This window comes from Sediminispirochaeta bajacaliforniensis DSM 16054 (assembly GCF_000378205.1).
GTDB lineage: Bacteria > Spirochaetota > Spirochaetia > DSM-16054 > Sediminispirochaetaceae > Sediminispirochaeta > Sediminispirochaeta bajacaliforniensis.
Genome location: NZ_KB899417.1, coordinates 26812 through 39533 on the forward strand (window position 1 = coordinate 26812; position 12722 = coordinate 39533).

The 12722-nt window shown below is 51.7% G+C and carries 10 protein-coding genes; 9 read left to right on the forward strand and 1 reads right to left on the reverse strand.

What is annotated here, in order from left to right:
* The first annotated feature begins 115 nt into the window (after nucleotides 1–115).
* From F459_RS0112190 to F459_RS22275, 7 genes are all read left to right on the forward strand, one after another.
* On the forward strand, nucleotides 116–1414 hold the full coding sequence (locus F459_RS0112190) for an ABC transporter substrate-binding protein (RefSeq protein WP_020613006.1): 1299 nt from the start codon (nucleotides 116–118) through the stop codon (nucleotides 1412–1414).
* A 67-nt stretch (nucleotides 1415–1481) separates the two neighbouring features.
* Nucleotides 1482–2381 (forward strand): carbohydrate ABC transporter permease, encoded by a 900-nt coding sequence (locus F459_RS0112195; RefSeq protein ID WP_245540166.1) that lies wholly within the window; start codon nucleotides 1482–1484, stop codon nucleotides 2379–2381.
* A complete protein-coding gene (locus F459_RS0112200) occupies nucleotides 2381–3247 on the forward strand; it encodes a carbohydrate ABC transporter permease (protein WP_020613007.1) in 867 nt (288 codons plus the stop codon). Before F459_RS0112195 ends, F459_RS0112200 begins: the two co-directional genes overlap by 1 nt.
* A gap of 20 nt (nucleotides 3248–3267) precedes the next feature.
* Entirely contained in the window at nucleotides 3268–5622 is a 2355-nt protein-coding gene (locus tag F459_RS0112205) for a glycoside hydrolase family 3 N-terminal domain-containing protein (RefSeq protein WP_020613008.1), read from the forward strand.
* A gap of 52 nt (nucleotides 5623–5674) precedes the next feature.
* Nucleotides 5675–8029, forward strand: coding sequence for a substrate-binding domain-containing protein (locus F459_RS0112210; protein WP_020613009.1), 2355 nt, complete (start codon nucleotides 5675–5677; stop codon nucleotides 8027–8029).
* Nucleotides 8019–8672 (forward strand): response regulator, encoded by a 654-nt coding sequence (locus F459_RS0112215; protein ID WP_020613010.1) that lies wholly within the window; start codon nucleotides 8019–8021, stop codon nucleotides 8670–8672. Before F459_RS0112210 ends, F459_RS0112215 begins: the two co-directional genes overlap by 11 nt.
* A complete protein-coding gene (locus tag F459_RS22275) occupies nucleotides 8648–9346 on the forward strand; it encodes a polysaccharide deacetylase family protein (protein ID WP_154651679.1) in 699 nt (232 codons plus the stop codon). Before F459_RS0112215 ends, F459_RS22275 begins: the two co-directional genes overlap by 25 nt.
* An 11-nt stretch (nucleotides 9347–9357) precedes the next feature.
* Here F459_RS22275 and F459_RS0112225 read toward each other — a convergent pair whose 3' ends face one another.
* Complete coding sequence (locus tag F459_RS0112225) at nucleotides 9358–10740, reverse strand: amidohydrolase family protein (protein ID WP_020613012.1); 1383 nt, start codon at nucleotides 10738–10740, stop codon at nucleotides 9358–9360.
* A 227-nt stretch (nucleotides 10741–10967) separates the two neighbouring features.
* Between F459_RS0112225 and F459_RS0112230 the strand changes: the two genes are divergently transcribed.
* Both F459_RS0112230 and F459_RS0112235 read left to right on the forward strand, forming a co-directional pair.
* Nucleotides 10968–11855 carry a carbohydrate ABC transporter permease gene (locus tag F459_RS0112230; protein ID WP_020613013.1) on the forward strand — a complete coding sequence of 296 codons (888 nt, stop codon included), beginning with the start codon at nucleotides 10968–10970 and terminating at the stop codon, nucleotides 11853–11855.
* Nucleotides 11852–12691 (forward strand): carbohydrate ABC transporter permease, encoded by an 840-nt coding sequence (locus tag F459_RS0112235; RefSeq protein ID WP_020613014.1) that lies wholly within the window; start codon nucleotides 11852–11854, stop codon nucleotides 12689–12691. The genes F459_RS0112230 and F459_RS0112235 overlap by 4 nt, the downstream gene beginning before the upstream one ends.
* Nucleotides 12692–12722 lie beyond the last annotated feature (31 nt).

The window sequence follows — 12722 nt, forward strand, 5'->3', positions numbered from 1 at the left end:
TCAAATCACCTATACCAATTCAGGCCTTTTGTCTGCTGAACAAATTCACCCTATCCCTTAGAATCAACTACAGATACATAATTTCAATATTGTGAAAAATTTGAGGAGGTTCTGCATGAACAGACGTACAAGTATTATGATTTCACTTGTATTGTGCCTTGTTGTTACCGGATCGCTTTTTGCCGGTGGTGAAAGCGAGAAAAAAGCCGAAAGCGGAAAAACAACCATTACCTGGTGGGCCCTTTCCGGCGGTGGCGGGGCCGATGATGTGCGTGAAACCTATCGCCGCGATCTTATATCAGAGTATGAAGCGGCACATCCGAACGTAGATATCGAACTGACCATGCTTGAAAACGAGGCCTTTAAACAAAAGGTCCAGGTTGCGATTCAGGCAGGCAATCCGCCAGACATCTTTCATTCCTGGGGTGGCGGCGTCATGGTTGAGTACGCTCAGGTAGGGGCCCTCAAGGACATAACGGATTTTGCAGAAAGAGAGCTTTCCTCATCAATTGGGTCCGGTGCTCTGGGTGTGTATGGCTACGACGGGAAATACTATGGATCGCCTTACGACATGGGGGCGGTAGGACTTTGGTATAACAAGGCCATCTTTGCCAAACTTGGGACCGATGTCCCGAAAACCTGGCCCGAATTACTCGACATCGTAAAGAAGGCAAAGGCTGCGGGATACATTCCCATCGCCCTCGGGGGCGGCGACCGCTGGCCTGCCCATTACTGGTGGGTCTATCTTGCCATGAGAATCGGTGGGCAGGAGGCCTTCAACGCCGCCTATGGCGGATCGGGTTCTTTTAAGGATGAAACCTTCGTGAAGGCGGGAGAGATGCTTCTCGATCTTGCCGCTTTGGAACCTTTTCAGACCGGTTTCCTCGGTTCGACCTATGATGATGAGAGCGCCCTTATGGGAAACGGAAAGGCCGCCATGGAACTCATGGGCCAGTGGGCCCCGGCTGTCCAATCTGCCAATTCCGAGAGCGGAAAGGGAATCGGCGATGACCTCGGCTGGTTTTCGTTTCCTGCGGTCCCCGGCGGTGTCGGCAAAAATAGCGACGTCATGGGAGGTGGCAACGGTTATGTGATCGGTGCAAAGGCTCCCGAAGAGACCCTTGACTTCCTGAAATTCTTTCTTTCCAAAAAGAATAACATGGAATTGCATAAGATAGAAGGCATTATTCCCGTGGTGAAAGGGGCCGAAGAGGTTCTTGCATCGAATCCAAATGCAGTGAAAATTGCCCAGGCGGTTGCCGGTGCAGACTATTATCAGCTGTACTATGATCAGTTTCTGCCTCCATCTGTAGGGGAGACAATCAAGGATGCGGTTATGGCCCTACTTGCGGGAAAGGCAAGCCCGGAAGAAGCTGCGACCATGATCGACGACTCCTGGCAGGCCGAGAAATAGCCATGCTGTGAAAAAGAGGGCCTCCTTCGAGAGGTCCTCTTGCCCACAAGGAAATACAATCACCATGATGTCTTTAAACAACAAAACGATATACTCGGTGAAAAAAGCCGGCCTTGTTTTCCTGCTCATCACTCCTGCCTTTCTGCTTTTTTTGCTTTTTGTCGTCGTACCTGTCATACAGGCCGGTCATTACTCCGTGTATAGATGGAAGGGACTCGGCCCTCTGGAGCAGTTCGTCGGATTGGGGAACTTTTTTCGAATGTTCGGCGAGGATATATTCCTGACCGCTCTTTGGAACAATCTGAAAGTGGTAATCCTGTCCCTGCTTTTGCAGCTCCCGGTCGCCTTCTTTTTTGCACTCTTGATCGGCAGAAAGCGATTCCCCGGTTCCATGCTTTTTCGTGGTATCTATTTTTTTCCCTATATTTTGGCAGAAATCGCAATCGGTATCATCTGGAAATTTATCTATAATCCGGAATTCGGACTTCCGACCATGATCGCCTCCTTTGTAAGCGGTGGAGAGACGAAGATTGCCCTGCTTGGAAGTACCGAACACGCCTTTACCGCGATTTTTATCGTCATTTTCTGGAAATATATCGGTTTCCACATGATTCTCTACATAGCAGGTCTTCAGAATGTTCCCGATGAGTTGGAGGAGGCTGCGATTATCGATGGGGCATCGAAATTACAGGTTGTTTTTCATGTCATCATTCCCTGCATGCGCAATACCATAGTCATATCCGTTTTCCTCTCCGTTGTCGGCGCCTTCAATATCTTTGATGTTGTCTGGGCCATGGGACAGGGCGGGCCGGTTCATTCGACCGAAACCTTGGTGACCTACCTGTATAACTTCGGATTCAAACGTTTTGCCTTTGGATACGGAAGCGCCGTGGCAATTGTTATCTTCCTGATTTGCCTGGTGTTTAATCTCTTTTATCAAAAATATATCGTTGGAGAGTCGAAGTAATGGCGAAAAACTTATCCATACAAGTATCACATCATCGACTGTCCGGGAGAAAACGGTCCTCGCTGAAATTCCTGCTTGGGCTTTTCATCGCCGTAGCCATGTTTTTTCCCATGTATGCCGTCATCATCTGTAGCGTTAAAACAAACGGACAGGTGCTATCCGATCCCTTCGGCATACCGCAGCCCTTTGATCTTACGGCCTTCGGTCTTGTACTTGGAAAGTCGGGAGAGTTTTGGGGCTTTCTGTACAATTCGGTTGTCATAGCTGTTTCGACAATCATTATTGTCGATCTTTTCTCTATGGCTGCCGGTATTGCACTTTCGCGGATACCCTTTAAGGGACGGCCCTTGATCTATAATTTTTTCATCATGGGAATGTTGTTTCCCATAACGGTTGCTGTCCTGCCGCTCTACCTTCAGCTACGGGATTTGGGATTGCTCGGAACGCAAGGGGGTGTGATATTGGCCGAAGCGGCCTTCGGGCTACCCATGGCCATCTTTTTATTTACCGGCTTTTTCAAGGATGTTCCCCGGGAATTACAAGATGCCTGCCAGATAGACGGCGGCGGCATACTCACCTTCTTCTTTAAAATCGTTATTCCGATATCCAAGCCTGTTGTCGCCACCGTTTCGATCATCACCTTTATCCAGAGTTGGAACCAATTTCTTTTTCCTCTGCTTGTTCTGGACAATTCGAGTAAGTTCACGATTCCCCTGGGAATCATGCAGTTTCAGGGACAGTTTACCACCGGGTGGAACCAGGTTATGGCGTTTATCACCATTTCGATTATCCCGATGGCTGCCTTCTATTTTTCGGCCCAGCGCTATATTGTTGCCGGCCTGACCGCCGGAGCCGTAAAGGGTTAGCATTTTTTAGGAGTACTACCTTGCAAGACTATCATGATAAGGCTTTGACATTATGTAACAAAATGACGATCCATGAAAAGCTGGCCCAGATGTATTCGGTTTGGTTCAACATCAGGCCGGACGGCAGCCTCTGGCTAAAGGACCATACGGGTATGGCCGTGACCGAATCACCGGTCCGCTTTGAAGAACTGCTGAAAGAGGGAGTAGGGGAAATAACCCGGCCTCTGGGAAGCCAGCCGATTGATGCCCGTACCGCCGTGAAGGCGCTCAATTCGATACAGGAGTTTCTCGTTAAAGGGACACGACTCGGTATTCCGGCACTTGCACACGAGGAGTGCCTGGCCGGACTCATGGCAAAGGGGTCGACCTTTTTTCCGTCGGGCATCAGCCTTGGGGCCCTGTGGAATGAAGGACTGGTGGAAAAAATCGCAAAGGCCATTGGCGATGAACTCTACTCGGTAGGCAGCAGGCAGGGCTTAGCTCCGGTGCTCGATGTCAGCAGGGATGCCCGTTGGGGACGGACCGAGGAATCCATGGGGGAAGATCCCTATCTTGTCGGTTCCCTTGCTGCCGCCTATGTTCGGGGCTTCCAAGGGAAAGACGGGAGACTGCTTGCAACATTGAAGCATTATGTTGGCCACTCCTTTTCCGAGGGGGCGAGGAATCATGCCCCGGTGCGAATGGGTCAGGACGAGTTGAATGATGTTATGCTGCTTCCCTTTGAGATGGCGGTAAAGCTGGCGCATGCGGCCTCCGTTATGCCGGCATATCATGATATCGACGGCATTCCCATGCACGCCTCTCTCACCTATCTGCGGGAGGTCCTCCGCGAAAAGTGGGGCTTCGACGGCATTATCGTTTCTGATTATTCGGGAATTGGGCAGCTTTATCACGATCACCGGGTCGCCGAGGATCTTGCCTCCGCCGCTTGTCTCGCAATAGAAGCCGGGGTTGATGTCGAATTACCCGGGCACGAATGTTATAAAAGCGGGGCCCTTGCTGCGATCGAACGGGGGGATCTCCCCGTTTCCCTTGTCGACGGGTGTGTGACGAGGGTCCTTGAGCAAAAGTTTAGAGTCGGCCTCTTTGAACACCCCTATGCCGATGTCGATGCAATCTCCCTGCGAAGTGATGAGCATCTTGAGCTTGCCTACGAGGCTGCGGTGAAATCGATGGTCCTTCTCAAGAATGAAGGAATACTTCCCCTTGATCAAGGGAAGAAGATCGCCTTGATCGGTCCCCTTGCCGATGATCCGCTCTGTTTTTTCGGCGGCTACTCCTTTCCCGTACACCATATTTTGAGTTCCCTGGATGAGCGGGATGAAGGAGTCAGGACCCTGAAGGAGATTTTTGAATTGGTTCCGGGATCACTCTTTTCTTATGCAAAGGGCTGCGACATTCTTTCTCAGCGACCGAAGGATGCTCCGGTTTTTCCCGGTGATGCGCATCTCGATGGTAGTGTCCAACACTCCTATGTCAGCCATGACAGATCAGGTTTCCCCTCGGCTTTAGCGGCTGCTCGGTCCGCCGATGTCGTTGTCCTTGCCCTCGGCGATCTTGCCGGGCTCTTTCTTGCAGGAACCGTCGGTGAAGGGTCTGATGCCAGTTCTCTTGTTTTGCCCGGGGTTCAGCAGGAACTTCTTGAGGAGCTGCTCGGCCTTGGAAAACCGGTGGTACTCGTTTTGCTGAGCGGACGCCCCTATAGCCTGGACCTTGCCTCCGAGCGATGCAGCGCCATCCTTCAGGCGTGGCTTCCCGGGCAGAAGGGGGCGCAGGCAGTCGTAGATATCCTGTACGGCAGGCAGAATCCGTCCGGAAAACTCCCTGTCTCCATTCCTAAAGCAGCAGGGGCCATGCCTTTCTTCTACAATCATACAATAAAGTCGGCAGGTACCCCCATTCAGCTCGATTTCGGGGCCACCTATCCCTTCGGCCACGGACTGAATTACACCAGCTTTTCTTTCGATGATTTCCGGCTTGACGATACAAGGGTGGCCATAGAGGGAGAGATTACCGGAAGCTTTATCCTGCGAAACAGCGGTGAACGGGAGGGGGAAGAGGTCGTTCAGATATATGTCCGCGATTTGTATGCATCACGAGTACGCCCCGTAGAGGAGCTTAAAGGCTTTAAACGGGTATACCTCGCAAAAGGTGAGTCGACGCTTGTTCGCTTTGCCGTTCCTGTCGATATGCTGAACTTTACCAAGGGGAATTTCGCCAGGGTTGTCGAGGCGGGGGCCTTTGAAATCTCCATTGGAAGATCTTCCAGGGATATTCTCTTTACCGATATCGTTCAGGTGACAGGAGAGGAGCGGATCCTCCCTGAGCAGTGGAATATGCAATCGTCGATTACGCTATCCCCTTGCGCCTTTTAGCTGTTTGTCCGACTATTGTGGGGTGATTGTACGCCGAAGGTCGAAGAGAAACGTGGATAAAAATATCGGTGTTTTTACCGCTGAACTGAATGATGCCTACCAGGCGGCCGTTTGGAAGGGTATTGTTTCCCAGGCACAGGCCCTGGAACTGGGTCTGGTCTGTTTCCTCGGTTCCAGAGTCAAGTCGCCCATTGCAACGGAGCAATGCTCGAACATCGCATATTCCCTTGCGGATAAGGAAAATATCGATGGCTTAATCATCATTTCATCGGCGATTTCCACCTACCTCGATTTTCAGGCGGTTACGGAGCTTTTCCGCATACGCAGCGACCTCCCGCAGGTTTCCGTGGGCCTGGGAATACCCGGGATTCCAAGCATCATCGTAGACGGCAGGATCGGTATGGTCTCCGTTATTCGACATCTGGTGGAGGTTCACGCCCGGCGCTCCTTTGCGCTTATCTCGGGACCTTCCGGTCATCTTGAAGCCGATGCACGTAAGAAAGCGTTTTTCGATACCCTGGCCGATTATACTATCCCTTTCGATCGGCGGCTCATGATCGAGGGGAGCTTTGAGCAGCGGTCGGGAAGCGAGGGGGTGAGAGCTCTTCTGGCCGAAGGTATACCCTTTGATGCGCTGGTTTGTTTGAATGACAAAATGGCCTTGGGAGCATTGGACGAGTTGTCGCATCATGGCATTTCCGTTCCCGATGATGTGGCCCTTGTTGGATTCGACGGTATCGAGGAGACCCTTTTTTGCCAGCCCCCGCTGACGACGGTCCGTCAGCCGCTCTTTGAACTTGGTGCGGCTGCGGTAGAAGAGGTATGTGCACTCATCCATGGAGGCAAGGGACAGAATCGCTATCTCAACAGTAGTGTTAGGATCGGCGAATCCTGCGGCTGCCGCCATAGCTGGATTCCCGATGCCTCGAAGTTGGACTCCTGGGTGAAAGGCCTGGACGACTTTGAACGTGATACCATGGCCCGGCTGCGTGCCTTCATCTTCGAAGAGAATGAATCGGGGTTTCTCGAGTTTCTGGAAAGGGGGATGATGCCGGATACCTACAATGGAGAGGGCTTGCGACGCTTTCATACCCTTTTATATGCCATCCAGCAGGAGCTGTTGTCCTGCGGCGAATCCGGCGAGAGAGGCTCCCTGTCCCGGCGTCTGCGGCTTATATCGACAGGGCTGGGCCGCTTGACGGAGCTAACCACGAGAATACTCTCTTCCAGGCGGCTTAAGGCGATGGAACGTAATTTCCTTGCACGCTCGATCGGTGCCGCCCTCGCCGAGGCCTTTGAGATGGAAAGTATCGTCAAAACCCTCTCAAAGGGCTTGGTGAGCCTTGGTTTCTCAGAGGCCTACCTTGTCATTTTTCTCGATTCCCGAGATGGTAAGGAGCTTTCAAGGGTCTTTCCCCTGCCTTTGGCCGAAGGAGACGATCCTATGGCGAAGGGGTATGTTTTCAAAACCACCTCACTCCTTCCCGATCAAATCGATTTCGGCTGGAAGCGAAAACAGTGGGTGCTAAAACCCCTTGTCTACCAGCATGAGCCCCTGGGCTATATTCTTCTACCGGTGGCAGTGGATGATCCTGCTCTCTACGATCTCCTGAGTAAACAGATATCCAGTACAGTAAAGGGTGCCAGGCTCCTTGAGCAGGTACGATCTCATGAGAAGAGCCTGGAAGAAGAGGTTTCGCGGCGAACTGCGGAATTGACCAAGACCAATGAGTGTTTGCAAACCGAGGTTGACAGGCGCATCAGACTTGAGCAGGAAGTGATCGACATCTCAAACAATACCATGAATCGCATAGGCCAGGATCTTCATGACGACCTGTGTCAGCACCTTGCCGGGATCTCTATGATCACGGAAGTGCTGAAAAATTCACTGGAGCCCGGCAGCCATCCCTACGAGGTATGCACCCAGATAAACGACTTGATCATTAACTCTGTCGATCGGGCGAAGGGGATAGCACGGGGGCTTGTTCCTGTGGGCTTGAAGGAGAACGGATTCATTGCCGCCGTCGATACCTTGCTTGAGGCCTTGAGGAAGGGCAATACGATTGATATGCGTCTCGAGCGCTCCCCTGATTTTTTCCTGAAAAACGACGATCGGGCCCTCCAGCTTTATAGAATTGTGCAGGAAGCTTTATCAAATTCGATAAAGCATGCAAACTGTTCGCATATTATGGTAAAACTGCATACGCAGCAAAAAGGAAACGGACGACTGATTGAGATCATAGATGACGGTACAGGCTTCTCCGATAAAGACGAAGGTAATGGAATGGGATTGAAGATTATGCGATATCGTGCCGAGAAGGCTCAGGTACACCTGCTGGTCGAAAAAATGGAACGGGGAACAAAGGTCTCCTGCCTGATACCGCAGGAGTTATGCTATGAGAAATAACGTCAGATTTTTGGTTGTTGATGATCATCCGGTCTTTCGCCAGGGGCTTGTTGTCCTCCTTTCCAGCAATCCCCGTTATGAAATTTGTGGCCAGGCCGGGACAATCGAAGAGGCCCTCGATATCTGCCGGGAGAAGCTCCCGGATATCGCCCTCGTCGATATATCCCTTTCCCATCAGAATGGGCTTGATTTGGTTCGTCGTTTTAAGTCCTTAGACCCCGACATGCCGATTCTCATTATTTCGATGCATGATGAATTGGTGTATGCCGAACGGGCCCTGAAATCGGGAGCAAACGGGTATGTCATGAAACAAGAAGCCTCGGCCGTAATGCTCGACGCCGTGAAAACGGTCCTTGCGGGAAAGATTTATGTGTCGCCTGCCATGAACGAACGGCTGCTTGCAACTGTCTTTGGCCAGAGAGAGGAGCGGGACGGCCTGGTCAATCTGCTGAGTGACCGGGAATTCGAGGTTCTGGAATATATCGGCCAAGGCTATGGGGCTAGTGAGATATCACAAATTCTCAATCTGTCGGTAAAAACCGTAAACACCTATAGAGACCACATCAAAGAGAAGATGAATTTCGACACCGCAGCGGCGATACGCAGGTATGCCGTGAAATGGTGGCAGAGTCGCAGGCCATGACCGGGAAAAAGCTTTATGCACTCACCTTCGACGACGGTCCCGATACCGAAAAGAGTTCGAAGATCCTCGATCGCCTCGAAATCCATGGCGTTCCCGCCTCATTCTTTGTCGTCGGCAGTCGCATTAGCGACGAGAGTCGGCCGATCCTGCAGCGTGCCCGCTCGCTTTCGTGTGAGATCGAAAATCACGGTTGGAGTTACGACCCCATGGATGGTATGAGTAGAGAAGAGATCGTGCGTTCGGTTTCTGCATGCTCGGACGCAATTCAGAAAGCGGTCGGTGAAGAGCCTTGTTTTTTTCGTCCCCCGAATCTCGCTCTCTCGCCTACCATGCTTGACACCATTGCTTATCCCATGGTCGGTGGAATTGCGGCCATGGATTGGCAAGGGTGTCACACCACGGCCCGGCAGCGGGCGGACAAGATCCTTTCTCAGATCTGCGACGGTGCCATCCTTCTTTTGCACGATGTCCAGCCCGACCCGCATCCAACCCCCCAGGCCCTTGATCTGCTGCTTCCCGCCTTAGAGCGCCTCGGCTATCGCTGCGTGAGCCTTCGAACCCTTTTTTCTCTCAGGGGAGGCATCCCATCCCCGGGAGAAAGGAAATTGTGGGTGAACGTCCCGCCTCTATGTCTATCACATAAGCGGGCAGATCCTCCGGGCTGGAATGGGTGAAGGGCGAGGGCTTACGCGTTCCTGATCACCCTGTCGCAGACCCGTTCGGCCTCTTGCACAACCGTTTTTTCCTCGATACCGGTGAGCCTTCCCTCGGCATAGACAACCCTGCCGTTTACCATGGTGAGCCAGACCGGACCGGTGACAGCGACCCTTGCAAGGAGGTTCGCCGGATCGTGGATGGCCCCCGCAAGTTCGAGGCTCCGGGCATCGACAAGAAACAGATCCGCCCCTTTTCCCCCCTCGATGCTTCCGATATCGCCTCTTCCCATCATGGCGGCGCCTTCGACAGTGGCAATTTTCAGCATCTCGTATGCACTTACCGCGCCGCCCCGCTGCTTGCTGTGGTAGCTCTGCATTAGATAGGCCATGCGCAGGGAATCAAGCAGGTTCGATCCGTCGTTTGTTGCCGAACCATCGCAGCCGAGACTCACCCTCATTCCCGCTTTCTGCATCGCCTTCATATCGATGATGGGAAAGCCGCCTAGGGTAGCCGGAGCAGGGCAGTGGGACAGGCCCGTTCCGCTTTCCGCCATTACCCTATACTCCGCAGGCGCAAGCTCCCAGCCGTGGGCAAACCAGACGTCGGGCCCGAGAAAGCCGAGCTCCCCGCACCAGGCAAGGCTCCTTATTCCCCAGCGGTCGACCATCATCTCGTTTTCCCCCTCACCCAGATGGGTATGGAGAAAGACCCCCTTGTCCCGGGCAAGGCGCAGGGATTCGGTAAAGGTCTCCTTGCTGCAATTGATCGGCTGGCAGGGAGCGACGACGATTTGTCGCATGCTATAGGGGTTCGGATCGTGATAGGTATCGATAAGGCGCTGGCAATCTTCAATAAATTCATCGGTGGTTTCGATCATCTCTTCCGGAACATTGCTTCCCTTATTTTGAGGCAGGGTGTTGGCACCCCGTCCTGCATGAAAGCGGATACCGATCTGGGCGGCAGCCTCCATTTGCCGGTCTATCAGTTTTTTTCCTGCCGATCGAGGAAAGCAGTACTGGTGATCGAAAGCCGTGGTACAGCCGTGTTTTACCAGATCGGCCATGGCCGTAAGGGATGAGTAGTAGATAACATCGGCATCGACACGCTTGAAGGTCTGATAGATCTTCCCGATCCAGTCGGGAACGGTCATGTTGGGATAATCGATGGAGATGAGGTTTCTTACAAAGGTTTGGAAGAAGTGATGATGGGTGTTGACCAGCCCAGGGTAGAGAAATTTCCCCCTTGCGTCAATCCACTGTGCACCTTCCGCCTCCGGGGAGTTCTCCAGTTCCTTTCTGATGCGGATGATGCGACCTCCCTCTATCAGGATATCGCTGTCACGGTATATGGTATCCTTCTTATCGCAGCTTACGATTGCCAGGGCGTCTTTGATGAGCGTTTTCTTTTTCACGAAGCTTTCCTCCAATAGATCCTTTGACTTGCAGGCGGCAGGCAGACGAAAGGGGAGGAGTCTTGTTTGAGGCTATGCCAAAAGGGGGAAAGCTGTCAAGGTGTCGCCAAAACTGTTCGGTTTTTCCGCGACAATATCACAAAATGTATATTTTCCCACTAAAAAATGGAATGAAATTGCTGCATTGCCCATGCTATTTTTGTTCAAGCGGCAGAAAGGAGGATGAGATGGGGAGAGGAGTGCGACAGAACAGCATGTGGGAACATCTGTTTTTTCTCGGTCCGGCGACGCTTCTGTTTTTTATCATCGTTTTTGTTCCCTTTGTGACGGGTTTTATTCATTCATTTAGCGATTGGAACGGCATAACAAAAGAACTATCATTTATCGGCCTTGAAAATTACAAGAATATCTTTACACGGCAGTCTGATTTTCTGCACACCTTTTGGTTTACCTTACGCTTTGCCATTGTACAGGTTGTCCTGGTCATGGTTATCGGCGTGGCCCTGGCCGTAGTCCTTGTCATGCCTCTTAGATTTCGTGATGCACTGAGGGCCTCTTTTTATCTTCCCCAAACGATCGGGGGCCTAGTCCTCGGCTTTATCTGGCAGTTTATCTTCATCAATGGTTTCCCCGCTTTCGGGACCCTTTTCCATCTTGATTTTATGCAGCTTCCCTGGCTCGGGACCGAAGAGACCGCCTTTACCGCCTTGATCATTGTCAGTACCTGGCAAAATGTGGGGTATGTCATGGTCATCATGACCGCCGCTCTCATGGGCATTTCGCGGGATGTTCTGGAATCCGCCGAGATTGACGGTGCCGGTACCTTTCGTACCCTTTTCAGGATCAAACTTCCCATCTGCATGCCTTTCATCACGGTGGCGCTGTTCTGGAGTACCGCAAATGTTTTCAAGATGTTCGAGCTCAATCTATCCCTGACAAAGGGAGGGCCGTATGGTTCAACGGTATCCATGGCCCTGGGGATCTACAACGATGCCTTCGTCAAGAATCGCTACGGCCTGGCGTCCGCAGAATCCGTCATATTTTTCCTCATCATATTGATCATTACCTCGATTCAGTTGTTTTTGAGCAGAAAGAAAGAGGAGGCCTACTCATGAACGGCATAAACGGGAGGCAGACCATTTCGTCGACGATCCTTTATGTGATTATGTGTATAGCGGCCTTTCTTTTTCTTTTCCCGCTTCTGTTCGTCTTTCTCAACTCCCTAAAACCATTGCAGGATATTATTTCACATCCACTTTCCCTTCCAAAACAGTTTTTGTGGAGCAATTATACGAACGCATGGAAGATCGTAAATTTCCCTCTTCTGATCAGGAATACCTTTATCGTCACCCTTTTTTCCCTTTTGGGAATCATCCTTTTTGCCACGATGGTGGCCTGGTGGCATATCAGGCATCCATCTCGCTATTCGAAGATTTTGACGACGGCCATCATCATGTCGATCCTGATTCCCTTTGCATCCATCATGATTCCCCTTGTGCAGGTCCTCGGCCGTATTGGTATAAACAATACCCTCTTTGGGGCTGTGCTTACCTATTGGGGAATCGGACTGGCCTTTGCCTATTTCCTGATGAGGGGAGCTGTCATGGCTCTTCCCGCTGAACTTGAAGAGGCCGCAAAGATCGACGGATACGGGACCATCCCTATCTTCTTTACCATCGTCCTGCCGCTTTTGGCTCCCACGATGATGAGTGTCCTTGTGATGGATGGGTTCTGGATCTGGAATGATGTCATGGTGCCCCTGATCGTTATCAATAACCATGCCCTGAGTACGATCCAGCTTGGTATCAATAGATTATTCGGCATGTACAACAGTAGATGGGAGGTCGCATTACCCGCTTTGGTCTTGAGTATGATTCCCATCCTGGTGGTTTTCATTGCCGCTCAGAAGAGGATTATGGCGGGAATCCTTTCTGGTGCGGTGAAAGGATAGTGTTGGGAATGCTATTTCAAAGGAGGAATAT

Excerpts from the sequence above, each read along its gene's own strand:
- F459_RS0112190 (WP_020613006.1), top strand. The coding sequence starts at position 116 with ATGAACAGACGTACAAGTATTATGATTTCACTTGTATTGTGCCTTGTT.
- F459_RS0112195 (WP_245540166.1), top strand. The coding sequence starts at position 1,482 with ATGTCTTTAAACAACAAAACGATATACTCGGTGAAAAAAGCCGGCCTT.
- F459_RS0112200 (WP_020613007.1), top strand. The coding sequence starts at position 2,381 with ATGGCGAAAAACTTATCCATACAAGTATCACATCATCGACTGTCCGGG.
- F459_RS0112215 (WP_020613010.1), top strand. The coding sequence starts at position 8,019 with ATGAGAAATAACGTCAGATTTTTGGTTGTTGATGATCATCCGGTCTTT.
- F459_RS22275 (WP_154651679.1), top strand. The coding sequence starts at position 8,648 with ATGGTGGCAGAGTCGCAGGCCATGACCGGGAAAAAGCTTTATGCACTC.
- F459_RS0112230 (WP_020613013.1), top strand. The coding sequence starts at position 10,968 with ATGGGGAGAGGAGTGCGACAGAACAGCATGTGGGAACATCTGTTTTTT.
- F459_RS0112235 (WP_020613014.1), top strand. The coding sequence starts at position 11,852 with ATGAACGGCATAAACGGGAGGCAGACCATTTCGTCGACGATCCTTTAT.